The organism is Allobosea sp. 05T438, from assembly GCF_056396025.1.
The window spans coordinates 157,972-182,115 of the sequence record NZ_JBFTKQ010000002.1 but is presented as its reverse complement, the minus strand read 5'-3'; the positions used below and the strand labels follow the sequence as shown (position 1 = coordinate 182,115).

Here is a 24,144-nt window from a genome sequence, read left to right as displayed (position 1 = left end):
TTGTGCCTGTCACTCTGTCAGGCGGATGACGCGGTCCCGGCACAAATCCATGTCGGCGTCGCTGTCGGCCTCGTCTTCGAATTTCCCCTGCACCGTATAGGCGCAGCCCTGCGGCTTGTTGAGCTTGAGTGCGACGCTCTTGCCGGGCGCCAGCGGCTTGGCGAGCTTGGCGACGAGGCGGGGCTGTTCACCGGCGGTCGCGATCTCGAAGCTGTTGAGCGGAACGCTGCGCTGGTTGGTGATGGTGATCTGCGCATGCGGTTTGCCGGACTGCGCGGCGGCGGGCAGCGCCGTCAGCGCGAGAGCGGCGGCGGCGCCGAGTGCCATGGCGACAAGATACTGATCTCTCATGGTTGTTTCTGTCCCCGATCCTGAGCGTCCTGCGCTCTGACCGGATCAGACACCGGGCTTTCGACGAGAGCAAGGCGGGTTTCGGGCGAGACCGTCGCTGCTTTCGGAGCAATCCCACATGCATCGGCGCGCGATTGCGTCTATACGGGCACGCCAACTGGAATCGTGTGAAAATGTCCGCGCCGTCAGCGCCGCCCCCGGCGCCGAGCTTCCATCGCTCCGCCGTGATCCAGCCGGGTTCCGGCTTCTTCGCCACCTTCCGTGCGCTCTGGCCCTATCTCTGGCCGGCGGAGCGTGCCGATCTGCGCAGCCGCGTCGTCGCGGCCTTCGMGCTGATGGTGGCCGGGCGGCTCGTGCTGATGGGCGTGCCTTTCACCTTCAAATGGGTGACGGACGCCCTGGCCGGCACCTATTCGAACCTCGAGAACTGGCTGCCCTGGCTGGTCGGGGCGCCGCTCGCGCTGACCGTGCTCTACGGCCTCGCCCGCGTCGGTTCTGCTGCCTTCGTGCAACTGCGCGACGCCATCTTCGCGCCGGTCTTCATGCATGCGGTGCGCACGCTGGCGCTGCAGACCTTCGGTCACCTGCATCATCTTTCACTGCGCTTCCATCTCGAGCGCAAGACCGGCGGCCTGACCCGCGTGCTGGAGCGCGGCCGCAACGGCATCGAGGAGATGGTCCGCCTCGGTCTCAACCAGCTCGTGCCGGTGATCATCGAGGTCGTGCTGATCATCGCCGTGCTGCTCTACCTGTTCGACTGGCGCTATGTTGTCGTGCTGGTGGCGATGGTCACGACCTACATGACCTACACCATCAAGGCCACGGAGTGGCGCATCGCCATCCGCTCGGCGATGAACGAGTCCGACACGGACGCCAACGCGAAGGCAATCGACTCGCTGCTCAACTACGAAACGGTGAAGTATTTCGGCGCCGAGGCCCGCGAGACCGCCCGCTACGACCAGTCGATGGCGCGCTACGAGCGCAATTCGGTCAAGTCCTATACCTCGCTCGCCTGGCTGAACTTCGGCCAGGCTGCGATTTTCGCGGTGGGGCTGACACTGTCGATGGTGATGGCGGTGCGGGGCTTCCAGGCCGGCACCAACACGGTCGGCGATCTCATCCTGATCAACTCCATGCTGATCCAGCTCTATTTGCCGCTGAATTTCATGGGCACCGTCTACCGCGAGATCAAGCAGGCGACGCTCGACATCGCCCAGATGTTCTCGCTGATCGGACGCGACCCCGAGATCCAGGACAAGCCCGGCGCGAAGCCGCTGCAGGTCCCGGCCGGGGAGGTCTCCTTCGAGAACGTGCAGTTCGCCTATGTGCCCGAGCGGCCGATCCTGCGCGGCGTGTCTTTCAAGGTTCCGCCCGGCCGCACCGTCGCCATCGTCGGTCCCTCCGGCGCGGGGAAATCGACGATCTCGCGCCTGCTCTTCCGCTTCTACGAGCCACAGGGCGGTCGCATCCTCATCGACGGCCAGCCGATCGCCGATGTTCAGCAGGTCAGCCTGCGCGCCGCGATCGGCATGGTTCCGCAGGATACGGTGCTGTTCAACGACACGATCGAATACAACATCCTCTACGGCCGCCCGGAGGCGACCATGGCGGAAGTCGAGGAGGCCGCGCGCCTCGCCCAGATCGATCGCTTCATCCGCCTGTTGCCGGAAGGATACGCCACCTCGGTCGGCGAGCGCGGCTTGAAGCTCTCCGGCGGCGAGAAGCAGCGTGTCGCCATCGCCCGCACCATCCTGAAGGGGCCGCCGATCCTGGTTCTAGACGAGGCGACCTCGGCTCTCGATTCCTTCACCGAGAAAGAGATCCAGGACGCGCTCGATCGGGTCAGCGAAGGTCGCACCACGCTGGTGATCGCCCACCGGCTCTCCACCGTCGTCAACGCCGATGAGATCATCGTGCTCGACAAGGGCGTCATCGTCGAACGCGGCGATCATCGTGACCTGCTCGCCGCGGACGGCGTCTATGCCGCGATGTGGAACCGCCAGCGCGAGGTCGATGAGGCCAAGGCCACGCTCCAGCGCGCCACCGAGGCGGAAGGCGAGAGCGTCAGGGTGAGCCTGACGTAGAAACTGGATTAGCCGCGGGCGTCATGCTGGCCCTTGTGGCGAGCATCCACGCCTTGAACACCGCTCTTCATCAGTGAAGACGTGGATGGTCGGGACGAGCCCGACCATGACGGCAAGGGCGCCGGCGCCCGGCCAGCTTAAAACCGCTCGCAACTTCGGCGCGTTTCCTGCATGCTCCGGCCGCAGGGCAAAGGCACTGGGGGAGCGGCTGCCATGTTTGATCCGACGACATTCGTAGGTTTTCACACCTGGCTCAGCCTGATCGCGATCGTGGCCGGGTTTCCGGTCGCGGCCGGCTTGCTCCATGGGCATACGCGCCCGGGCTGGACCGGGGTTTTCCTGTCTACCGCCTTCGCCACCAGCGCGACCGGTTTCGGCTTTCCCTTCAGCGGCGTCCTGCCCTCCCACATCATCGGCGCGATCCACATCGCGCTGGTCGGGATCGCGGCCTTCGCATTGTATGGGCGCAGACTGGAAGGAGGCTGGCGTCGCACCTACGCGATCACCGCGATGCTGTCGTTCTACCTGCTGGTCTTCGTGCTGGTGGCGCAGATGTTCGGCAAGATCCCGGCCTTGCGGGCGCTGGCCCCGACCCAGTCGGAACCGCCCTTCGCGATCGCCGAGGCGTTCGTGCTGTTTGCCTTCGGCTTCCTGACCTGGAAGGCGGCGGTGCGCTTCGTCCGGATGCCACGGATCGCCTAGACGCGGTGCTGCCTTCGAAGGTTCAGTGCCCGCCTGTGATCAGCGCCACCTGCCTCCGGGGGGCACCGCTGCTGGACTGCGGCCGATGCACTTTTCGACGCCCCGGCGCTCGCCGTGGCCGTCGCCATGCCTCTCTCCCGCGTTGGATCGGTTTCCTCGCAGGTGAACCGGGGTGGACCACGTGGATTCCGGCTCGAAGAGCGTTTGAGCGGTGAATCGGCGGCAATGTCGCAGCTAACGGGCTTTCCCTGGCGGGCAGAACGCCCTAAATCAGCGCAACGCCTGTGGCTGTCCATGCTAGGGCATCGTCATTCACGCGCGCTCGGCGCGCCGACACGTTCAACGGATACCGCCTCATGTCTCTCGTCGATTCCGTCCGCAAGGTGATCGTGCCCATCCACAAGGAGGGCTATGTCTTCATCGCCATCGGGCTGGTCGCGACCATCGTGCTGGCCAATCTCTGGTCGCCCTTCGGCTGGGTCGGCGCGATCATCACGGTCTGGATCTGCTATTTCTTCCGCGATCCCGTCCGCGTCACGCCGCAGCGGGAAGGGCTGGTGATCTCTCCCGCCGACGGCCGGATCAGCCAGATCGCCCAGGCGCTGCCGCCGCCGGAGCTCGAGCTGCCGGCCGAGCCGATGACGCGCATCTCGATCTTCATGAACGTCTTCGATTGCCACGTGAACCGCGCGCCGGTGCCGGGCCGCATCGCGAAGATCGCCTATACGCCGGGTCTTTTCCTCAATGCCGAGCTCGACAAGGCGAGTGACGACAACGAGCGCAATGCACTGGCCATCGAGACGACCTCCGGCATTGTCGGCGTCGTGCAGATCGCGGGCCTGGTCGCGCGCCGCATCGTGCCCTTCGTCAAGCAGGGTGACACACTGGCGACGGGCGAGCGCTTCGGCCTCATCCGCTTCGGCTCGCGCGTCGACGTCTATCTGCCGACGCACATCGCGCCGCTGGTCGGCGTCGGACAGACCGCGATCGCCGGCGAGACCGTGCTGGCCGATATGAGCGGCAACGAGCCGGTCGTGCGCAGTTTCCGCGACATCTGAGGGTAGGGTGGGGACGACGTACCCCGCCTCGACCTCCGCTGCTAGCGCGGATTTGAGAAACCGCGTATTTCGGCAGACATGAGCGACCTGTTTCCTCCTTTCGAGCCCGAGCGCGCCGAGTCAAAGCGCGCTCGTTTCAAGCCGATCCCCTTCCGGCTGCTGGCGCCCAACGTCATCACGCTGCTGGCGCTCTGCCTGGGCCTGACGGCGATGCGCCTCGTCGTCGAAGGCAAGCTCGAAACGGCGACGATCTGCATCCTGATCGCCGCTGGTCTCGATGGCGTCGACGGGCGTCTGGCGCGCCTCCTCAAGGGCACCTCACGCTTCGGTGCCGAGCTCGATTCGCTCTCGGACTTCGTCAATTTCGGCGTCGCCACCGGCTATGTGCTGTGGATCTTCGTCTTGCACGATCTGAAGTCCTTCGGCTGGATCATCGTGCTGACGCTGGCCTGCGCCATGGCGCTGCGCCTCGCGCGCTTCAACGTCATGATCGACGATCCTGACCGGCCTGAGTGGCAGAAGGACTTCTTCGTCGGGATGCCCGCCCCGGCGGGCGCGATCACCGCCATGCTGCCGGTCTATCTGCACATCATCGGCGTTCCCGTGCAGGAATATGGCGCGCTCTTCGTCGGCATCTACATTCTGTTCATCGCCTTCCTGACGATCTCGCGCATCCCCTGCTATGCCGGCAAGACGATCGGCACGCGTATTCCGCGAACCCAGGTGCTGCCGATCTTCGTCGCCGTCGTGATCGTGGCTGGGCTGCTCTTCGCCTACACCTTCGAGGTGCTGACGGTCGTGGTCGTGGGCTATCTCGCGCTCATCCCGGTGAGCGTGGCGCGATACCGCAAGCTTGAGCGCGAGCACAGCCTGCTCGCGCCGGCCGCCGTTGTGGCCGGCGACACTCCGCAAGAACCAGTCTGAGCTGCAAGCCGGAGCCCGTTCCGATCAGGCCGAATCGACCTGCTCGGTAAAGCGGTCTGCAGGCGGGGCCTTTAGCGCCGACCGCCGCTGAGCCGGGCGGCGTTGGCGCGTGTGCGCCGCGCAAAGGGCTCGAGCGTGCTGTCGGCGACCCGGACAGCTGCGGCCGCCAGGTCGAACTGGCCCGGCAAATGGAGCGCCAGACCCCACCAGAGCGCCGTGGCCGCCTGGGTTGCGGCCACGCTGCTCTCGACCACAGCCGAAACCTTCTCCAGCACGGCGTTGGTCGCCTCGCGCTGGCCGTGGCTGTCGCCGAAGGCGCCCTTCATCAGAATCGGCATCCGCATCGCGATGGTGAGGCCGGCTTCGGCCTGCATGGTCAGCACGCGCGCGGCAAGCACTTGTGCATCGGCTCCCGTCGCGATGGCGGAGCGCGATGACTTGCGCGTGCTCGGCATGGACAAACTCCCAAAACGATGCGGCGTAATGCCGAGGGGAAACGACTCTGCCGCTGCAAGCCGAGCTTGGCAATCGATAGTATACCAATTTTCCCGCCCTGCTTTTATGCAGGACGCGCAGAATAAGCGTCTCCAATGACGGTTGACGCATGTGGTTCGCGCCGCGGTTGCGGATTTATCGCTGCGCCGAAATGCTCTAAGGCTGGTCGTGCGCCGGCCATTTCTCCGGCGACGGAAAAGCGTCGGGCTGTCTTTTGAGTTTTTTCTCCACTCCCAAACATCCTGGCTGGCGCCCGATGCTCGTGCTGGCCTCGGCTTCCCCGCGCCGCCTCGCATTGCTCGAGCAGGCCGGGCTGAAGCCGGATGCGCTGTTGCCGGCCGATCTCGACGAAACCCCGCGCAAGGGTGAGCGCCCGCGCGATCTCGCCCGCCGGCTGGCGCGCGAGAAGGCGGAGGCGGCGCGCGAGGGCGCGAAGGCGCACGCGGATCTGGAGGGTTGCTACATCGTTGCGGCCGATACGGTGGTCGCGGTCGGCAGGCGCATCCTGCCCAAGGCCGAGATCGTGGACGAGGCGGCAGCTTGCCTGCGCCTGCTGTCCGGGCGTGCGCATCGCGTCTATACAGGCGTCGCACTGGTAACGCCCTCGGGAACGATTCGAGACCGCATCGTCGAGACGCGGCTGCGCTTCAAGCGCCTCTCGACGGAAGACATCGAGCACTACCTCGCCTCCGGCGAATGGCGCGGCAAGGCGGGCGGCTATGCCGTCCAGGGCATCGCCGGCTCCTTCGTCATCAAGCTGGTCGGCTCCTATACCGGCGTCGTCGGCCTGCCGCTCTACGAGACGGTCAATCTGCTCGGCGGCGAGGGCTTCCCGATTCGCTTCGGCTGGATGAACGCAGCCTGACGGGGTTGCCTCTCCGCACACGACGTCTGATCCTCGCATGACAGCTGCGCCGCTCGGACAAGGCGCGCGAGGGAGGATGAAGAGATGGCGGGGCGTCTGAGCGGCAAGGTCGCGATCGTGGCCGGAGCGGGGTCGATCGGACCCGGCTGGGGCAATGGCAAGGCGACGGCGACGGTTTTTGCTCGCGAGGGAGCGCAGGTCGTCTGCGCCGACATCAACCGCGATGCTGCTGAGGAAACCGCCGGGATCATCCGCAACGAAGGCGGCGAGGCCTTCGCGATCCAAGCCGACGTCACCAGGGCTGAACAGGTCGCCGATCTCGTTGCCCATGCGCTCGGCCGCTATGGCCGCATCGACATCCTCGACAACAATGTCGGCATAGCCGAGGTCGGCAGCGTCGTCGATCTCCCGGAGGAGGTCTGGGAGCGCGTCTTCCGCGTCAATCTCACCGGTGCCTTCCTGGCGATGAAGCACGTCATCCCGGTCATGCAGCGCCAGTTCGAGGAGACGGGCGAAGGGGGCTCGATCATCAATATCTCGTCGATCGCCTCGATCCGCCATACTGGCGTACCCTATGCAAGCTATTCGGCGAGCAAGGCGGCGCTGAACCAGCTGACCCGCACGACGGCGGTCCAATACGCCGCGCAGAAGATTCGTGTGAATGCGATCCTGCCCGGGCTGATGAAGACGCCGATGGTCGAGCATTCGGCAGGTCTGGCCAAAGCCTATGGCGAAGGTGACGTCGAGGCGATGTGGGCGGCGCGCGCCGCACAGGTGCCGATGGGGCATATGGGGGAAGCCTGGGACGTGGCCAACGCCGCGCTCTTTCTCGCCAGTGACGAAGCGCGCTATGTCACCGGCATCGAACTGGTCGTCGATGGAGGCATCACGCTCAAATATGACTGAAATCGACAAGCCGGCGCCGGCCGCGAAGCCCTGTGCGATCTGCGGCAAGCCCGCGGTGGCGCGCTTCAAACCGTTTTGCTCGGCGCGCTGCGCCGATATTGACCTCGGCCGCTGGCTGAAGGGTAGCTACGTGATTCCCGGCGAGGCGGTCGAGGAGGCCGAAGAGGCTCCGCCCCAACCGGAAAGCGAGGGGTGAGCCGCGTCCTTCGCCCGGACGGCCTCACTCCTCGGGCGAGCCATATCCCTGCGGTGCGCTGTAGCTCTGTCGATCCGCCTGGCGCTCATCGCGCTTCTGCCGGTCGCGGGCGGCGGTCACGACGCAGTTCGCGTAGGCATCGCAGCGCGACCTGTCTTCGACAATGGGATCCGGGGTGCTCGCGCAGGCGCTGAGAACCAGGGAGATGGCTGATGGGGCGATGATCCTCATGGCCATCAGCATGAGATGCCGGGTGGCCGTTTCGCGGCGAGAACTGGGCGCGGCGGGAATATGTGGGTTGCAACTGCCGCCCGATCGTTTGCTGCAAGCCGGACTTGGAACTGCTAGGTTATGGAATGACCGATTTTCCCGACATCATCCGCTCGCCATTGTCACAGAGCTTCACCGAGGACGGCGTCACCGTCCAGGTCGAGATCTTTCGGGTCGACGGTACCGAGGGCTGGACGCTCGAACTCATCGATGAGGAAGGCGGCTCGACAGTCTGGCAGGACAGCTTCGCTACGGACGCCGAGGCCTTTGCGGAATTCACCGACGGCGTCGAGCAGCTCGGTCTGGCGAAGCTGATCGACCCCGACGAGGACGATCTCGCGACAGTGCACTGAACGGCGCTATCATGGCCTATACCGACGAGCTCGACGCGGTCATCGCCTGCGAGCAGCGGCTTCGCCGGCAGATTGCCATTCGCCTGGCGGAAGAGTCCGGGATTCCATCGGGCCGCGGCCTCTCCGAGGAGGCGCGGGCCGCAGCCGATGCCGCGATCGAGGCATGGTGTGCCGAGGGCGAGGAGCAGCAGGATCTGGCGGCCTTCAGGCCGCTTGGACCTCTACAGGAGCTGCTCGCGGAGCATCGCAGCATCGTCGAACGAATCGAGGATATGCGCGACAGGCGTCTGGGGTAGAGCGGCCGGAGCGACGGTTTGAGGCTCCGTTGAGGCGCGGGCGATGTCCGCAGAGCCTCCGAGCTGTCCTCCCTCAACCAGATCGGGGTAGCGATTCGACATTGAAACGCCGGTTGCCGCGGCGTTCGGCCTGTGTTCGTGTTCGATCAACGAACAAGAAATGCAGGGAGGTTCAGGTGCTGTTCAACAGTCGTTTCCTCGCCGTCTGGATGAGGACGGTCATTGTCGCTGCCATCTTTGCCGCCGTCGTGGTGCCGATGGTGGTCGCGCATTAGCTTCAGCGTGTGACCCCGATTTAATCCGGCCGTAACCGCCGAGCGGGTTCGTTCCCTTTAAGAGCATAGCCACTCGTCTTTGGAATGGGCCCGCCAGACATGGCCCTCGAAGGCGAGCCCGGCGCCGGCGCCTGCGGAGAGGGAGCGCGCCGTTGGGAGGCGGCATCGCTCCCTCTCCAACATACCGAAGTCTTGCAGCGCCAGTCGAGCACAGGCGCAACGTTCCGGCGCAATCATCCGATCGAATGACGAAGGCGTCACACTCCAACGCTAGGTCATAGCGAGGCCTGACCAGTCTCACGCCGCGCCAGCCCCTGCGGTTGGCCATTCGGCTTGGCGGTCGGCCGGTTCCTAGCTGGCGAGGTCGATATGGATCGTCTGATTGGTTCGCTATATCTCGCCGCCATCACACTCACGATGACCGCCTGGATCGGACTGATCGGCTACGGCGCCTGGCACTTCCTGTTCTGAGAATCCCAGGGCTGCTCCCCGTTTGCCGGGCAACGACACGAGCCCGCGGTAAGCCAGCGTGGCGGAAAAGCTAAGTCAACGTCTGGAAAAGGAATGGTGCCCAGGGGCGGAATCGAACCACCGACACTGCGATTTTCAGTCGCATGCTCTACCAACTGAGCTACCTGGGCGCCCCGGGGCGCGCCGCGCCTTCCGTGTTGGTGGGGGCGATATAGAGGCTGTCGTCAGGCCTGTCCAGTCACTTCAGCCGGCTTTCTACAGTCCGCGTTCGCATGTGGAGAAATCCGGCCCTGCGGCGGGACAAACGGTGGGATTAATACCGGGCTCAGGCGGGTATTTGGGCCTCCTCCCGCCACTCTGCGTGGTCGATCACTCTCGCGAGGCGGTCGACCGCCGCCAGCGCTTCGCGTCGTGCCTGCTCCGATTCGGCGATCGCCGCCTGGCCGTAGAGGAGCCGGGCGAAGGCGATGACCCGGTTGACCACCAGGAACGACGCATCTTGCAGAGCCTGGGATTCGCGTAGGACCTCATTGAGATGCGCCACATGGGTCTCGGCGCTTTCCTGCAAGGCCTTCGCATTGAGAACGCCAGCCTTGAGCACATCGGCGCGCAGGGTCTCGACATCGCGCGCGAGTAGCTCCTTCACCCTCTCAGCCATGGTTCCTCCACTGAAGGAGATTGTTATGTCGGCCAGATCGAAAATAGCACCGAAGTCAGTGCCGATCAGCGCCAAGCGTGACGCTTGGTTACTTACCTCTCTACGGCGACCATTCAGCTTGCGGTAAATTTGAAGCGAGCTGGGAGGCGCTCGGACCTCTGCTACGTCAATCCTCGGAATCGTGGGCGATCGGCGCTTCCGCTGGCCGGAAATGCTTGCCGTTGACGATGGGCACGAGCGTCCGGACCAGAGCAGCCACGACGATGACCAGCGGGAGCGCCATCACGGCGTTTCCCTCCAGCGCCAGCCACATCGCCAAGCCACAGCTCACGGCGTCCCATGACAAGCAGGAGCTTCATCACGGCGCAGGACGATCCTGCTTCGGGGCAGGGGCAAGAGGACGGTGCGAAGCGGCTAACTTTTTGGTGTCGGCGGCGCAGCCACGCACGTTCGACGAGGTCGAGGCGGGTTGGCCCCAGCTGACGGACAAAAGGCTCTATTGACGCTTCGGATCAAGCGGGAAAGGATGGCGCGTGCTTGCCGTCGCAGCTCCCGCGTGCCGGGGCGCTCACCGACCGGATCGACAGCGAAGGCGCTTTCTCCTGGCGCTGGCGGGTCTTCCGTTCTGCCTCGCAGCAGCGCGGGCGATTGCGGGAGAATTGCTGCCTTGGTCCGACGAAGCGTCACCTGAGCTCGCGCTCGGCCGTCTCGACGGCCCGGCGATCGATCTCGCCGATCTGCGCGGTCGGCCCGTCATCGTTCATTTCTTCGCGACATGGTGTGCGCCCTGTGTCGAGGAATTGGCTTCGCTCGATGCGCTGGCCGAGCGGCTCGGTACAGGCGCGACCATCCTTGCCGTCGATGTCGGTGAGGTCGAGGCACGGGTGCGCAATTTCATTCGTCAGCGCCCGGTGCGTTTCCCAATTCTGCTCGACCGTGACCGGGCGGCGATGAAACGCTGGCGGGTGGAGGGGCTGCCCTCGAGCTTCGTGCTCGATCGCGATCTGCGCCCCGTATCGCTCACCGCCGAGCCGCTCGACTGGACCAGCCCGCCGGTGCTGGCGGCGCTCGAAGCCGTGGTCGGCGCCGAGCCTGACGCAGTGAAAACCGACGACAACGGGGGAAGGAGCACACCATGATCAGCAGGCGCGATATGCTCACGACCGGTGCCGCCGCGAGTGCGGCGCTTCTGCTGCCGCGCGCAGGCTTGGCGCAGGCGCCCGCCTTCGCCCCCAAGCCCGGCAAATGGCGGGATTTCGAGGTGGTGACACGGCTCGATCTCGCAGGGCAGGGGAAGGCGCAGGCCTGGGTTCCGCTGCCTTCCCTCGCGGAGGCCGAATGGATCAAGCCGGGCCGCAACGACTGGCAGACCAATGCGGCCTCAGCCGAGATCGTCAGCGATCCGAAATACGGCGCGCAGATGCTGCATGTCGTCTTCAAGGAAGGCGAGACGGCGCCGGCCGTCGAAGTCCGCAGCCGCTTCTCGCTGCGCGATCGCGCCGAGGATTTCGCTGCCGGGCCGGCGCCGGCGCTGGGCGCGGACGAGCGCAAGCTCTTTCTGGAAGCGACCGAATTGATGCCGACCGACGGCATCGTCAAGGAAACCGCCGAGAAGGCGGCGGCCGGCAAGACGAGCGACATCGACAAGGCGCGCGCTATCTACCAATGGGTTGTCGCGAACACCTTCCGTGACGCGAAGACGCGCGGCTGCGGCACCGGCGACGTTGCCTCGATGCTGCGCAGCGGCAATCTCGGCGGCAAATGCGCCGATCTCAACGCGCTCTATGTCGCGCTCGTGCGCTCCGTCGGCATCCCGGCGCGCGACATCTATGGCATTCGCGTCGCGCCCTCCCAGTTCGGCTACAAGAGCCTGGGGGCGGGGTCCGAGGTGATCACCAAGGCCCAGCACTGCCGCGCGGAAGTCTGGCTAGACGGCCATGGCTGGGTCGCGACCGATCCCGCCGATGTCCGCAAGGTCGTGCTCGAGGAGCCGCCCGGCAACAACGCCGTCGACGACGCGAAGGTGGTCGCGGCGCGCGAGGCGCTGTTCGGCGCCTGGGAAGGCAACTGGCTCGGCTACAACATGGCGCATGATGTCGCGCTGCCGGGCTCGAAGCACAAGGTCGGCTTCCTGATGTATCCGCAGGCGGAGATCGCCGGGGCGCTGCTCGATTGCCTGGATCCCGACACCTTCAAGTACACGATCAAGGCAGTCGAGATCACCGCCTGAAGACGCCGCTTCGGCCGGGGCCTCCTCGGCTCCCGGCCGCTCTATCCGGAGACCGATGATGAGTGACATGATCGAACGCGCCGCGCCGGCGAAGCCCGCTGCACCACGGCTGACCAGCCTGGCGCATGGCGGCGGCTGCGGCTGCAAGCTGGCGCCCTCGGTGCTCCAGCAGCTTCTGGCCGAACACCCGGCGGCCGGCCCTTACAAGCAGCTTCTCGTCGGCACCGAGACCGGTGACGATGCGGCCGTGTGGCAGGTCGATGAGAATACATGCGTGGTCGCTACCACGGATTTCTTCATGCCGATGGTCGACGATCCCCGTGACTTCGGCCGCATCGCCGCGACCAATGCGATCTCGGACGTTTATGCGATGGGTGGCAAGCCGATCATGGCGCTGGCGATCCTCGGCATGCCGCTCGACAAGTTGCCGATCGAGACGACACGCGAGATTCTGATGGGGGGCGCCTCGATCTGCGCCGAGGCCGGCATCCCCGTCGCGGGCGGCCACTCGATCGATGCGCCCGAGCCGATCTACGGCCTGGCGGTGATAGGGCTTCTGAAACCACGAAACCTGCGCCGCAACAGCGGGGCAAGGCCCGGCGATGCGCTGATCCTGACCAAGGCGCTGGGCGTCGGCATCTATTCGGCCGCCTTCAAGAAGGAACAGCTCTCGCCGGCGGCCTATGACGAGATGATCGGATCGGTGACCTTGCTCAACCGCATCGGTGCCGAACTGGCAGAGGATGACGATGTCCACGCCATCACGGATGTCACCGGCTTCGGCATTCTCGGCCACGGGCTGGAGATGGCGCGCGGTTCCGGCGCCACGCTGCGGCTGCAACTGGCCGATCTGCCATTCCTTTCGCAGGCAGAACGGCTGTCGCAAGAGGGCAGGGTGACCGGCGCATCGCACCGCAACTGGGCGAGCTATGGCGAAGGCGCCGAATTGCCGGCCGGATTGCCGGATTGGCGCCGCCATCTGCTGACCGATCCGCAGACCTCCGGCGGCCTTCTGGTCTCCTGCAAGGCGGAGCGGGCGCAGGACATCCTCGCGCGGATCAAGGCGGCGGGCTATCCGGCCGCACGGATCATCGGCGCGGTCGAGGCGGGACCGGGGCGCGTGGTAGTGACATAGCCTGCGTCGCCGTTCTCGGGCGAGTTCTGCGGCGACGCGAGAATCTCTTGCCGGAAGGGGCGCCGGAGCCTTCTCGCCGCCTCACGCCTCCTGAACCTCCAGATTCCGCCCCCAGACGTCGAAGAAGGCGCCCTTGTTGAGGACCAGTCGGTCCTCCCGCAGGGCGTCTTCCAGCTCGCGCAGTCGTTTGCGGGCGAGTTCATCGGGCACCAGCCCGCCATCCTCGTCTCGCGTCGGGAAGAAGGCCGCTCCGTCCCAGCTCACCCCGGCACCGCGCAGCATCAGGACGATATCGCCCCAGTCGATCTCGCTACCGACGACATGCACGAAGGTGGAGCGCAGCGGCTCGACCTTGGGCGCGGCGATCTTCACGAGCACGATCAGCGCGGTGAATGGACCCTTGCGGAAGAGCTTGCCGAGCCAGCGGTCGAAATCCGTTCCGAGGCCCCTAGAAGTCGACACGCGGTCTATCCTCGGTCGGTCGTGCCGCGTCGGCGGCGCGTTCGAAATGCACGGTCGGGTCGAGGGCAGGGGCTTGGCTGTCGATCATGCCGCCTCAGTGAACTGGCGGAAGAGAATGGGAGTCGAACCCACCAGAGACCGTCTGACGGCCCCTCCCGGATTTGAAGTCCGGACGCCCCACCGGGGACGCTTCTCCTCCATCGGGCATCGCCGGCTGCGGGCCGAACAGATCGAGCCTTTGCCGGTTGATGCGCCTGAGATCGCCGCGGCGGATGGTGACGCCATGGCGATCGAAGAACTCGAGTATCTGGATAGCGACCTTTCGGCCGTTGTCGAGCTTGTCGCGGAACTGCGCGGCGTTGAAGCCGGCCGGATCGGCGCCCGCGAGTTGCACGGCGATGCCGACCATCTCGGTCAACGTCGCCCGCAGGAAGAAATGATCGAGCGCGATCTCGTGAACATCCCCGCGCCGGCCGGCCAGCCGGAACAGCCGGCGGATGTCCTCTTCGCGGCGCCCGAGCAACTGGCCGATATCCCGCACGCGCGGCGGCCGGAACCGTTCCTGCGCGTCGATCAGCGGTGCGATTTGTGCCCAGAGCGCCTCGTCCTCCGGCGACAGTCGGACTTCGTGTCCCGGCCGCCTGGCCCATGAACCGGCCATGACGACCAGGCCGCCATCGGCGAGACGCCCCAACGCCGTGCGGAAGAGCGGCGCGGGCAGGCGCGGCGCGATCGCGAGGCGCAAACGCTCCAGCCCCATGCCGGGCAAGTCGGGATGTTCGGCATGCCAGGCGTCGAGGCGCTCGACGGTCGCCTGCGAGAGTTCCTGCCAGTTTTCCGGCAGCATCGCGAGCGAGCCGATCCGGACCAGACCTAGCCTGGCCGCCAATTCTCCGGTCGCCTCGCCGCCCAACGCGCGGTCGCGGACGAAGCCGTCGATGTCGGCGTGATGCGGCGGCAGGGACAGGAGCGCGCGCAGCGCCTCGGCTGGGTCGGACAGCCCGAGCGCCGCGAGCTGCGCCAGCCGCTCCGGGCTGCGGCGGCGGCGCTCGGGGGCGCGCAGGTCGAGGATGCGCCCGCCGCCGATCGTGCGTGAAGCGCTGGTGTCGCGCAGGACGAAGCGGTCGAGCACTGCGGCGGCCAGAGGATCATCAAGAACCAGTTGGACCGGAGCGGTGGTGCCGGCGGCGATCTCCTCGCCCAGCAGCACGATGCGGGCTCCGACCTCCGCCGCGGCATGGTGCAGCCGCACTGGCTGCCACATCGTCAGCGGCCTCGCCTCCGAGGCCAGCACCGTCACCTCCGCATCGATCCGTAGCGTAGGTGCATGAAGGGGGGGCGCCAGCACCATGTCGCCATGCCGGATCGCCTCCTTCGAAATGCCCGGCCCGGCGAGGTTGAGCGCGCAGCGATCTCCCGCTGTGCCGGACTCGGCCGGGCGGTTCTGGGCGTGGATCGAGCGCACGCGCGCAGCGATCCCGGCGGGCGAAACGATGACGCTGTCGCCAAGGGCGACGCCACCGGACAGCACCGTGCCGGTAACGACGGTGCCCGCGCCCTGGAGGGTGAAGCAGCGGTCGACCGCGAGCCGGAAAGCGCCGTCGCTATGGCGCAATCGGGTTTCGCGTGCCTTCTCGGCGAGGAATGTCGACAGCTCGGCGATGCCGTCACCTGCCACGGTCGAGACAGGCAGGATCGGTGCCCCGGCGAACGGTGTGTCCGCGAGCAGGTTTGCGATCTCGTTCGTGACCGCGGCCAACCGATCCGGATCGGCTAGGTCCGCCTTGGTCAGTGCCACGACGGCCTGCTCTATCCCAAGCAGACGGGCGATGGCGACATGCTCGCGTGTCTGCGGCATCACCCCGTCATCGGCAGCGACGACAAGCAGCAGCAGGTCGATGCCCGAGGCGCCGGCCAGCATCGTATGGACGAATTTCTCATGGCCGGGCACGTCGATGAAGCCGATGACGCTGCCGTTGACCTGCGGCCAATAGGCGAAGCCGAGCGCGATGCTGATGCCTCGTGCCTTCTCCTCCTTCAGCCGGTCGGTATCGACGCCCGTCAGCCTCCTGACCAGCGAAGTCTTGCCGTGGTCGATATGGCCGGCCGTGCCGATGATCATGACCCGGCCTCCGCCGGGGAGGCAGCGGCGCGCGCGGCCTTGATGAAGGGGGCGGCCAGCAGGCTGCCCTTGCCCTCGGCCGCGAGCAGGAGGGCGAGCGCGCGGCCGGCATCCTGCGGCACGCCCTGGCCGAGCAGAGTTGCGGCGCCGAGCATCGCCTCCGAATCCGGGTCCCCCGCTTCCATGCCGCGCTGCCACCATTGCGCGGCCAGCGTCGCGTCGCGTTCCACGCCGAGCGCATCATGATGCATCATGCCGAGCCGGGTCATGCTGGTGGCGACGCCGGCCTCGGCCGCGGCCTGCGCCCAGCGCAGCGCCTCGGCGCGATCGGTGGCGCGCCCGCCTTCCAGCAGCATCCAGGACAGCATGTCCTGCGCCGGTGCGTCGCCCTGCTCGGCGGCGAGACGATAGAACCGCAGCGCCTCGTCATCGCTCTGCTCGACGCCATCGCCCTTGAAATGCAGGGCCGCAAGATTGCGTTGCCCGACCGGATCGCCGCCTTCGGCTGAAAGCGTCAGCCAGCGCAGGGCCAGCGCCGGATCGCGCTCGACGCCGAGGCCTTCGGCGAAGCAGGCGCCGATATTATTCTGGGCGCGGCCTATACCGGCATGGGCAAGCGGCCCCCAGATCGCGAGCGCAGCCGCATGGTCACCGCGCTCGGCCGCGGTGGCGGCTTCGGCCATGGCCGTCGCCACGTCGTGGCGGCCCGCTTGCCCGGCCGCGGGCTCCTTGCGGAAGAAGCGTTCAAGCCAGCCCATCGCTCGGCTCCGCTTTCAACGCAGCGAGCTGCGCGGCGAAAAGCACCTCATCCTCGAGGCAGCGCAGGTCGAAGATCAGCGCGCCCTGCGCGATCCGGCCGATGATCGGCACCGGCACGGCCCGAAACGTCGCAGCCAGCCTCTCGATGGCGGAGCCGGTCGCCTTGCCGGCCGGGCGGATCGCGAGCCCGGCGCTTGGCAATGTCTCCAGCGGCAGTGCGCCGGAGCCGATCTGGCTGGCGCAGTCGATGACCTCGACCGTCCAGTCCGATCCAAGCCGATCCGCGACTTTGGGCTGCAGGCGCTCCGCCACGGCCCGTAATTCCGCCGCCGGCCGGGTGAACAGCCTTAGCGTCGGCAGGCGCTGCGCCAGGCTGTCGGGATCGCGATAGAGCCTGAGCGTCGCTTCCAGTGCCGCCAATCGAAGCTTGTCGAGGCGCAGCGCCCGTTTCAGCGGGTTCTTCGCCAGCCTGGCGATCAGATCCTTGCGCCCGGCGACAATGCCCGCCTGGGGGCCGCCGAGCAGCTTGTCGCCAGAGAAGGTGACGAGATCGGCGCCGCCCTTGAGTGCATCCTGAACGGTCTTCTCCTTGCGCAGCCCCCAGCGCGCGAGGTCGATCAGCGTGCCGGAACCGAGATCGTCGACGAAGGGCAGCTCATGCTGGCACGCCAGCTTCGCGAGTTCCGACGGTTCGACCTCCGCCGTGAAGCCCTGCACCACATAGTTCGAGGTGTGCACCTTCATCAGCAGTCCGGTCTGCGGGCCGATGGCTTCGGCATAATCCTTGAGATGCGTGCGGTTCGTCGTGCCGACCTCGCGCAGGATGGCGCCGGCGCGCGCCATGATGTCCGGCATGCGGAAGGCGCCGCCGATCTCGATCAACTCGCCGCGCGAGACGATGGCCTCGCGATCTCTGGCGAAGGTGTTGAGCACAAGMAGCACGGCCGATGCGTTGTTGTTGACGAGGACAGCGTCCTCCGCCCCGGTCAGCTCGCGGATGAGATCACGCACATGAGCGTCGCGCTCGCCGCGCTGGCCGGCCTCGATCTCGTATTCGAGATTGGTCGGAGCGCGCATCGCGGTGACGACGGCCTCGATCGCCTCCTCGGCCAGCAGGGCGCGGCCGAGATTGGTGTGCAGCACCGTGCCGGTCAGATTGATGACGGGGCGCTGGGAGGGGCGCCCGCGGTCCTCCAGCCAATCCAGCGCCATGCTGCCGACTTGCTCCACGGAGGGGGCTGAGGGGTCGCCGCCGGCACGCAATTGTTCCAGCACCAGTCGAGTGGCGCCGGTCGTCGCGGCCCGTCCATGGCGGGCGATGGCGAGCTCGCCCCCGGCACTGCGCAGCACAGTGTCGACCGATGGCGGGCGGAAGCGTTCGGGCTTGTTCATCAGGCTCCCTCCGGGAGACGCTTGATCACGCTGGTCGCCTTGCTCGGAAACACGCCCGTCATCCCGGGCTTGACCCGGGATCCATGCCAGAGCACTTCCAACAGAGGTTCAAGCATGGCTCCCGGATCGGCGCCGCTGGCGCGGCTTGTCCGGGATGACGGTGTGTTCCCATAAAAAAGCGGCAACTCTAGTACCCTAACAGGAACGGGTTCACCCCCGCGCGTCGCCAGCCGGCCTCGGTCACCAGCAGGTCGAGGCCGAGGCTCGCAACATCGTCCGCTACCGGCTCCAGCTCCATGTCCTTGCGCTGGTTCAGGATTTTCACATAGGTCCGGCATTCGTCGCAGGTCTCGGCCTTGATCGTGTCGGCGATGCCTTCGATCGCCTGATAGGCGATGCCCTTGGTCGAACCGCACGAAACACACTTCACACGGACATGGTTCCATTGCGTCGCGCAGAGCGAGCATTGGACATAGCGCACGCCCTCGATGTTGGCGTCGCCCGCCACCGTGCTGCTGACGGGCGGCCCACCGCAGCAGGGGCAGACGCCGTCGGCGACCGGCTGCGGCAGAACAGGGTCGAGTTGCGCGGCGCGCTGCGCGGCGACGATCTGCAAGGCGGCGGCGGCGAAGATGTGCTCGGCCACCGCCTCGACCGGGACGGCATCCGCGAGAACCGCCGCGAGCATCGCCCGCCGGCCTTCGTCGTCGGCTTGGCCGGCGCGATCAAGCGCGGCGCGGGCGAGATCGGGCATTGCGACGTCGGCGAGCTGCGTCACGAGATGCGCAAATGCCTCCGAGGCCGCGGGATCGTCGGCCAGCTCCTCGCGCGGCAGGATCGGCATGGCATGGCCGGCGCGCTGTCGCATCTGCGCCTGCGACGGCAGGGCAGGGGGCGGCAGCTCGCGCGCCAGCTTGTCCTGCACCTTCGACAAGGCGGAGAGGAAGAGGAGATAGGCTTCGAGCTGGTGCCCCGGAGCGAGTGCAGCGAAGCGCATGGCGCGCAGGCCGAACAGGTTTTCCGGCTTCGGCAATCTGACGAAGGGCGGTTTGTCGCGCTCGGCAATGCCGACATCTTCGAGGGCGAAGCCGGGATCCTCACTCATTCACTGTCCTCTCGAACCGCACGGGTCACGGGAGGCGGAGCGGCCGGGCCGCCCCGCGATCGAACTATTCGGCCGGGCCAGCACTATGGCCGCGCGGTGGGGTTTGGCGCTCGTCGATCACGCCCTCGCGCGCCTCCTGCCGCAGCCAGAGCCGGTGGTGGCGGAAAGCCCAGCCGCCCGTCACCTTGCCCTCCGTCATCGCGTTGATCGTACCGCGCACATAGAAGCCGGCATAGATATGGACGATGACGACGAGCAGCATGGCGATCGCCGCCAGCGCATGCAGGATATGGCCGAAGCGCTGCTGCTCGATGGTGAAGCTCGCGCCGAAATACTCGTACCAGATCATGAGCCCCGTGCCGAACAGGACAAGGATCAGGAGCGTCATCAGCCAGAAGACGATCTTCTGGGCGCCATTGTACTTGCCGACCTCGGGGACGTTCTCCTCCCTGCCCGACATGACCTCGCGGATATGGCCCATCCACCGCGTATCGGCCTTCGTCCAGAAATTGTATCTGACCATCTGGACGAAGAGGATCGCGAAGCTGGCGAGCAGCACGACGCCGATCCAGGGATGCAGCATCCGCGTCGCCGAGCCGCCGCCGAACAGGCTCGACAGGAAGAACAGCGCCGGATGGAACAGCGCGGCACCGCTGAGAGCGAGCAGGATCAGCGAGATCGCGGTGACCCAGTGATTGACGCGCACGCGGCCGGGGTAGCGGTCGACGGTCGTGCGCTCCTCTTCACGCCTCACGGCCACGGGCAGCCTCCTCGTCGATCAGATGCTCGGCCTCGCGATCCTCCGCGCGGCTGACATCGTTGCGTCGCGCCACCGTCGCATGGACGAAGGCGAAGGCGGCGGCGAAGCCCACCAACGCCATTCCGGCATATTTGGTCAGCCCCTTCCAGAGCTCGACCACCTGGCTGATCCGCGGGTTCGCCGGCAGGTTGGCGTAGAGCTGCGGCTGGTCGGCATGATGCAGCACATACATCACATGGGTGCCGCCGACGCCCGGCGGATCGTAGATGCCCGCGTTCCTGAAGCCGCGGGACTTGAGATCCGTCAGCCGCGTCTGCGCGTAGTCGAGCATCGCCTGCTTGGTGCCGAACACGATCGCGCCGGTGGGGCAGGCCTTGGCGCAGGCCGGCGCCTGGCCGACCGAGACCCGGTCCGAGCAGAGCGTGCATTTATAGGCCTTGTGGTCGGTCTGGCTGATGCGGGGGATGTTGAAGGGGCAGCCCTTCACGCAATAGCCGCAGCCGATGCAGTTCTCCGAGACGAAGTCGACGATGCCGTTGTTGTACTGCACGATCGCGCCGGGCGCGGGGCAGGCCTTGAGGCAGCCGGGATCGGCGCAGTGCATGCAGCCGTCCTTGCGGATCAGCCATTCGAGGTTGCCGCTCTCCGGGTTCTCCCATTCGGTGAAGCGCATCAGCGTCCAGGTGTTCGGCGTCAGATCGTGCGGGTTGTCGTAGACGCCCCGGTTGATGCCGATCTCCTCGCGCAGATTGTTCCACTCGAGGCAGGCCGCCTGGCACGCCTTGCAGCCGATGCACTTGGAGACGTCGATGAGCTTCGCCACCTCGATGTCGTGGCGGACATCCGGCGGCCTGAAGGTGGTCGCCGAGATGCGGGCGAAGTCCTGACTCTGCAATCCAGCCATGAGACTCTCCCTAGCTCGTCGCCGGTCCGTTGGACGGCTCGACATTCACCAGGAACGCCTTGAACTCGGGCGTATCGGTGTTGGCATCGCCGACGAACGGGGTGAGGCTGTTGGGACCGAAGCCCTTCCTGGCCGCACCGGTGAAGCCCCAGTGGAGCGGGATGCCGACCACGTGGACGGTCTTGCCGTCGCAGATCAGCGGCTTGATGCGCTTGGTCACCACCGCCTTGGCATAGACCGAGCCGCGGTTGGAGGAGACCTTCACCCAGCCGCCCTTCTGGATGTTCTTCTCGGCTGCCAGTTGTTCGCTGATCTCGACGAAGAACTCCGGCTGCAGCACCGCATTGACCCAGACATGCTTCGTCCAGAAGTGGAAGTGCTCGGTCAGGCGGTAGGACGTCGCCGCATAGGGGAACTTGTCCGAGGTTCCGAGCGCGGCGAGGTCTTCCTTGAAGATGCGCGCGACCGGATTGCCGCGGATCTTCGGCGCGGTCACGTTGACGACGGGGCTTTCGAACGGCTCGTAATGCGCCGGGAAGGGGCCGTCCCGCATCATCCCGCGGACGAACAGGCGGGCCGTTCCCTCGGGGTTCATGATGAACGGGCCGACATCCTGCGGCTTGGCCGTCGGCGCGATGTCAGGCACGTCGTAGCCGGTCCAGGCCGTGCCGTTCCATTCGATCAGCTTGCGCTTGGGATCCCAGGGCTTGCCGTCGATATCGGCCGAGGCGCGGTTGTAGAGGATGCGCCGGTTGGCCGGCCAGGAGAAGGCCCAATTGGAATAGGCGCCGGTATTGCCGGGATCGCTGGTGTCGCGCCGGGCCATCATGTTGCCCCGTTCGGTCCAGCTGCCCGAATAGATCCAACAACCGCAGGCTGTCGAACCGTCATCGCGCAACTGGCCGAAGGTATCGACCTGCTTGCCCTTCTCCAGCAGCACCTTGTTCGGATCGGCCGGGTCGGCGACGGTGGAAACGACGTAGCCGTTCAGCTCCTTGGCCATTTCGTCGGGCTGCGGGTCCTGCGGATCGCGATAGGGCCAGTGCAGATTGACGATCGGGTCGGGGAAGGCCCCGCCCTCGTTCTGGTAGAGCGCCCGCAGGCGCATGTGGAGCTGCGCCATGATCCAGGTATCGGCCTTGGCCTCGCCCGGAGGTTCCTGACCCGGCCAGTGCCATTGCAGCCAGCGGCCGGAATTGACCAGCGAGCCCTCGTCCTCGGCGAAGCAACTCGTCGGCAGTTCGAAGACCTCGGTCTGGATCGACTCGGGCTTGACATCGTTATGGACGCCTTCGTCTTTCCAGAAGCGCGATGTCTCCGTCTGCAGCGGGTCCATCACCACCAGGAATTTCAGCTTCGACAGAGACGCCGTGATCTTGCCGCGGTTGGGGGCGGACAAGAGCGGATTGAAACCCTGGCAGAAATAGCCGTTGACCTTGCCCTGATACATCAGGTCGAAGGTGCGCAGCATGTCGTAACCGGCCACGTCGAGCTTCGGCAGCCACTGATAGGAGAAATCGTTCTCCGCCGTCGCTGCCGGGCCCCACATCGACTTCAGGAAGCTCACCATGAACTTCCTGTAGTTCTGCCAGTAGCTCATCTGGTTGGGCCTGAGCGGCTTGAAGCCGCGCGTCGACATGTAGGTCGCGAAATCGGTCTCCCTGTCCTTCGGCAGGGTCAGATAGCCCGGGATGAGGTCCGACATCAGGCCGATATCGGTCAGACCCTGGATGTTGGAGTGGCCACGCAGCGCATTCATCCCGCCGCCGCGCACGCCGATATTGCCGAGCAGCAGCTGCACCATCGCCATCGAGCGGATGTTCTGCGAGCCCTTCGAGTGCTGCGTCCAGCCGAGCGCATACATAGACGTCATTGTCTTGTCGCGCGCCGAGCACTCCGAGATCATCTTGCAGATCGCCAGGTATTTGTCCCTTGGCGTGCCGCAGATGCGCTCGACCATCTCCGGCGTATAGACAGCGACGTGCTTCTTCAGGAGCTGATAGACGCAGCGCGGATGCTGCAACGTCTCGTCGACCTGCACATAACCGTCCGGGCCGAGCTCATACTCCCAGGTCGAGCGGTCGTAGTCGCGCTTGGCCTCGTCATAGCCGGTGAAGAGGCCGTCCTGATAGCTGAAGCCCTCCTTCACGATATAGGGGGCATTGGTGAACATGCGCACGTAGTCGTGCTGGATCTTGTCATTGTCGATCAGGTACTTCATCACCCCGAGCAGGAAGGCGATGTCGGTGCCTTGCCGGATCGGCGCATAGAAATCCGCGACCGAGGCCGTGCGCGTGAAGCGCGGATCGACGACGATCAGCTTTGCGCCGCGCTGAGCCTTGGCCTCAGTGACCCATTTGAAGCCGCAAGGGTGCGCTTCCGCGGCGTTGCCGCCCATAACGATGATGAGGTCGGTGTTCTTGATGTCCGTCCAGGAGTTCGTCATCGCACCGCGACCGAATGTTGGGGCCAGACTGGCCACCGTCGGTCCGTGTCAAACACGCGCCTGGTTGTCGAACGCCAAAACTCCGAGGCTTCGCACGACCTTGTAGGTCAGGAAGGCCGTTTCGTTGGTAGTCGCCGAAGCGGCCAGGAAGCCGGTGGTCAGCCAGCGGTTGACCGTCGCGCCGTCCTGGTTTTTGGCGACGAAGTTCTTGTCGCGGTCGTCCTTCATCAGCCGCGCGATGCGGTCGAGCGCCTCGCCCCAGCTGATCTGCTTGAACTCGCGCTGGCCGGGCCCGCGATATTGCGGGAATTTGGTGCGCGTCTCGGAATGGACGAAGTCGAGGAGGGCGGACCCCTTCGGGCATAGCGTGCCGCGATTGGTCGGGTGGTCCGGGTCGCCCTCGATATGGATGATGGCCGGGTGAGCGTTCTTGGAGTTGTCACCCAGGCTGTACATGATCACGCCGCAGGCGACGGAACAGTACGGACAGGTATTTCGCGTTTCCGTGGTGCGCGCCAGCTTGAAGGGCCGCACGGCCTGGGCAAGTGCCTCCTCGGCACCCCCGAACCCCAGCGCGGCGACGGCAGAACCGCCCAAACCCACGCCTGCGGCTTTCAGGAACTGGCGGCGCGAGAGCTCATGCAGCATCTCAACCTCCCAGGCGAACAAGAGCGTCTTGTTCCTCTTTGGAATAGTGAAACTCTGCCCTGAGGGCGTCAAGCTGCCCATCCGCTGGGCAAAGAGGTGCGGAGTTAGACTTTAGGTGTACGTCTTCGTCGCCCGAGAGAGCCGGCTGGAGGGCGGCGTGCGGTCGCCGCTTTCATGGACGGCGCGTATCGCTTCAAAAGCCGCGTGGGCGATCCGATAATCCGTCATATTAGAGATGGTTAGCAGGCGTGCCGCGCTCTTTCGCGGCTCGGAAGCG

At 66.0% G+C, this 24,144-nt stretch carries 24 protein-coding genes, 2 tRNA genes and 1 pseudogene; 12 read left to right on the top strand and 15 right to left on the bottom strand.

Annotated elements, in window-relative coordinates:
• Positions 1–9: 9 nt before the first annotated feature.
• On the bottom strand, positions 10–351 hold the full coding sequence (locus tag AC1DIN_RS04685) for a hypothetical protein (protein WP_441468501.1): 342 nt from the start codon (positions 349–351) through the stop codon (positions 10–12).
• 173 nt (positions 352–524) lie between these two features.
• On the opposite strand from AC1DIN_RS04685, the gene AC1DIN_RS04680 reads away from it, so the two are divergent.
• The 4 genes from AC1DIN_RS04680 (at position 525) to AC1DIN_RS04665 (ending at position 5,119) form a co-directional block, all read left to right on the top strand.
• Positions 525–2,435, top strand: coding sequence for an ABCB family ABC transporter ATP-binding protein/permease (locus AC1DIN_RS04680; protein ID WP_476808873.1), 1,911 nt, complete (start codon positions 525–527; stop codon positions 2,433–2,435).
• A 213-nt stretch (positions 2,436–2,648) separates the two neighbouring features.
• Positions 2,649–3,137, top strand: coding sequence for a hypothetical protein (locus AC1DIN_RS04675; protein WP_476808872.1), 489 nt, complete (start codon positions 2,649–2,651; stop codon positions 3,135–3,137).
• 356 nt (positions 3,138–3,493) lie between these two features.
• A complete protein-coding gene (locus AC1DIN_RS04670) occupies positions 3,494–4,195 on the top strand; it encodes a phosphatidylserine decarboxylase (RefSeq protein ID WP_476808871.1) in 702 nt (233 codons plus the stop codon).
• Positions 4,196–4,273: 78 nt separating this feature from the next.
• The gene (locus AC1DIN_RS04665; protein WP_476808870.1) at positions 4,274–5,119 is read left to right on the top strand and encodes a CDP-alcohol phosphatidyltransferase family protein; all 846 of its coding nucleotides are present in this window, start codon (positions 4,274–4,276) and stop codon (positions 5,117–5,119) included.
• Between the two features lie 71 nt (positions 5,120–5,190).
• Here the strand turns inward: AC1DIN_RS04665 and AC1DIN_RS04660 are convergent, their stop codons facing one another.
• Positions 5,191–5,574, bottom strand: coding sequence for a hypothetical protein (locus AC1DIN_RS04660; RefSeq protein WP_476808869.1), 384 nt, complete (start codon positions 5,572–5,574; stop codon positions 5,191–5,193).
• A gap of 296 nt (positions 5,575–5,870) precedes the next feature.
• Between AC1DIN_RS04660 and AC1DIN_RS04655 the strand changes: the two genes are divergently transcribed.
• The 3 genes from AC1DIN_RS04655 to yacG all read left to right on the top strand — a co-directional run bounded on the left by AC1DIN_RS04655 (position 5,871) and on the right by yacG (position 7,581).
• Positions 5,871–6,479, top strand: a complete 609-nt coding sequence (locus AC1DIN_RS04655; RefSeq protein WP_476808868.1) for a Maf-like protein — start codon at positions 5,871–5,873, stop codon at positions 6,477–6,479.
• 84 nt (positions 6,480–6,563) lie between these two features.
• Positions 6,564–7,385: an SDR family NAD(P)-dependent oxidoreductase gene (locus tag AC1DIN_RS04650; protein WP_476808867.1), complete on the top strand. Its 822-nt coding sequence runs from the start codon at positions 6,564–6,566 to the stop codon at positions 7,383–7,385.
• Positions 7,378–7,581 carry a DNA gyrase inhibitor YacG gene (gene yacG / locus AC1DIN_RS04645; RefSeq protein WP_476808866.1) on the top strand — a complete coding sequence of 68 codons (204 nt, stop codon included), beginning with the start codon at positions 7,378–7,380 and terminating at the stop codon, positions 7,579–7,581. The genes AC1DIN_RS04650 and yacG overlap by 8 nt, the downstream gene beginning before the upstream one ends.
• A gap of 24 nt (positions 7,582–7,605) precedes the next feature.
• Here yacG and AC1DIN_RS04640 read toward each other — a convergent pair whose 3' ends face one another.
• Positions 7,606–7,812 (bottom strand): hypothetical protein, encoded by a 207-nt coding sequence (locus AC1DIN_RS04640; protein WP_476808865.1) that lies wholly within the window; start codon positions 7,810–7,812, stop codon positions 7,606–7,608.
• A 125-nt stretch (positions 7,813–7,937) separates the two neighbouring features.
• Between AC1DIN_RS04640 and AC1DIN_RS04635 the strand changes: the two genes are divergently transcribed.
• Positions 7,938–8,204 carry a hypothetical protein gene (locus tag AC1DIN_RS04635; protein ID WP_441468491.1) on the top strand — a complete coding sequence of 89 codons (267 nt, stop codon included), beginning with the start codon at positions 7,938–7,940 and terminating at the stop codon, positions 8,202–8,204.
• An 11-nt stretch (positions 8,205–8,215) separates the two neighbouring features.
• Positions 8,216–8,500 (top strand): hypothetical protein, encoded by a 285-nt coding sequence (locus tag AC1DIN_RS04630; RefSeq protein WP_441468490.1) that lies wholly within the window; start codon positions 8,216–8,218, stop codon positions 8,498–8,500.
• A gap of 840 nt (positions 8,501–9,340) precedes the next feature.
• Here AC1DIN_RS04630 and AC1DIN_RS04625 read toward each other — a convergent pair.
• From AC1DIN_RS04625 to AC1DIN_RS04615, 3 genes are all read right to left on the bottom strand, one after another.
• Positions 9,341–9,416 (bottom strand) — tRNA-Phe (locus tag AC1DIN_RS04625).
• Between the two features lie 155 nt (positions 9,417–9,571).
• Positions 9,572–9,979 (bottom strand): hypothetical protein, encoded by a 408-nt coding sequence (locus tag AC1DIN_RS04620; RefSeq protein WP_476808864.1) that lies wholly within the window; start codon positions 9,977–9,979, stop codon positions 9,572–9,574.
• A gap of 91 nt (positions 9,980–10,070) precedes the next feature.
• A complete protein-coding gene (locus AC1DIN_RS04615) occupies positions 10,071–10,223 on the bottom strand; it encodes a hypothetical protein (protein ID WP_476808863.1) in 153 nt (50 codons plus the stop codon).
• 340 nt (positions 10,224–10,563) lie between these two features.
• Between AC1DIN_RS04615 and AC1DIN_RS04610 the strand changes: the two genes are divergently transcribed.
• Genes AC1DIN_RS04610 through selD form a run of 3 tightly spaced genes read left to right on the top strand, consistent with a single transcriptional unit; the run spans position 10,564 to position 13,269 of the window.
• On the top strand, positions 10,564–11,043 hold the full coding sequence (locus AC1DIN_RS04610; RefSeq protein ID WP_476808862.1) for a TlpA family protein disulfide reductase: 480 nt from the start codon (positions 10,564–10,566) through the stop codon (positions 11,041–11,043).
• Positions 11,040–12,134, top strand: coding sequence for a transglutaminase-like domain-containing protein (locus AC1DIN_RS04605; protein ID WP_476808861.1), 1,095 nt, complete (start codon positions 11,040–11,042; stop codon positions 12,132–12,134). The genes AC1DIN_RS04610 and AC1DIN_RS04605 overlap by 4 nt, the downstream gene beginning before the upstream one ends.
• 58 nt (positions 12,135–12,192) lie before the next feature.
• Positions 12,193–13,269, top strand: a complete 1,077-nt coding sequence (gene selD / locus AC1DIN_RS04600) for a selenide, water dikinase SelD (protein WP_476808860.1) — start codon at positions 12,193–12,195, stop codon at positions 13,267–13,269.
• A gap of 81 nt (positions 13,270–13,350) precedes the next feature.
• On the opposite strand, the gene AC1DIN_RS04595 is transcribed toward selD, so the two are convergent.
• The 9 genes and pseudogenes from AC1DIN_RS04595 to fdnG form a co-directional block, all read right to left on the bottom strand.
• A complete protein-coding gene (locus tag AC1DIN_RS04595; protein WP_476808859.1) occupies positions 13,351–13,731 on the bottom strand; it encodes a hypothetical protein in 381 nt (126 codons plus the stop codon).
• Positions 13,732–13,834: 103 nt separating this feature from the next.
• A tRNA-Sec gene (locus tag AC1DIN_RS04590) sits at positions 13,835–13,930 on the bottom strand.
• A 105-nt stretch (positions 13,931–14,035) separates the two neighbouring features.
• Positions 14,036–15,853, bottom strand: a pseudogene (selB, locus tag AC1DIN_RS04585) (selenocysteine-specific translation elongation factor); the annotation flags it as partial.
• Positions 15,850–16,611: a tetratricopeptide repeat protein gene (locus AC1DIN_RS04580; protein ID WP_476808858.1), complete on the bottom strand. Its 762-nt coding sequence runs from the start codon at positions 16,609–16,611 to the stop codon at positions 15,850–15,852. The gene AC1DIN_RS04580 and the pseudogene selB, both read right to left, overlap by 4 nt.
• Positions 16,598–18,004 carry an L-seryl-tRNA(Sec) selenium transferase gene (selA, locus tag AC1DIN_RS04575; RefSeq protein ID WP_476808857.1) on the bottom strand — a complete coding sequence of 469 codons (1,407 nt, stop codon included), beginning with the start codon at positions 18,002–18,004 and terminating at the stop codon, positions 16,598–16,600. Before selA ends, AC1DIN_RS04580 begins: the two co-directional genes overlap by 14 nt.
• Before the next feature lie 187 nt (positions 18,005–18,191).
• Positions 18,192–19,109 (bottom strand): formate dehydrogenase accessory protein FdhE, encoded by a 918-nt coding sequence (fdhE, locus tag AC1DIN_RS04570; RefSeq protein WP_476808856.1) that lies wholly within the window; start codon positions 19,107–19,109, stop codon positions 18,192–18,194.
• A gap of 64 nt (positions 19,110–19,173) precedes the next feature.
• Complete coding sequence (locus tag AC1DIN_RS04565) at positions 19,174–19,869, bottom strand: formate dehydrogenase subunit gamma (RefSeq protein ID WP_441468480.1); 696 nt, start codon at positions 19,867–19,869, stop codon at positions 19,174–19,176.
• Entirely contained in the window at positions 19,853–20,773 is a 921-nt protein-coding gene (gene fdxH / locus AC1DIN_RS04560; RefSeq protein WP_476808855.1) for a formate dehydrogenase subunit beta, read from the bottom strand. Before fdxH ends, AC1DIN_RS04565 begins: the two co-directional genes overlap by 17 nt.
• Positions 20,774–20,783: 10 nt before the next feature.
• Positions 20,784–23,867, bottom strand: a complete 3,084-nt coding sequence (gene fdnG, locus AC1DIN_RS04555; RefSeq protein WP_476808854.1) for a formate dehydrogenase-N subunit alpha — start codon at positions 23,865–23,867, stop codon at positions 20,784–20,786.
• Between the last annotated feature and the right edge of the window lie 277 nt (positions 23,868–24,144).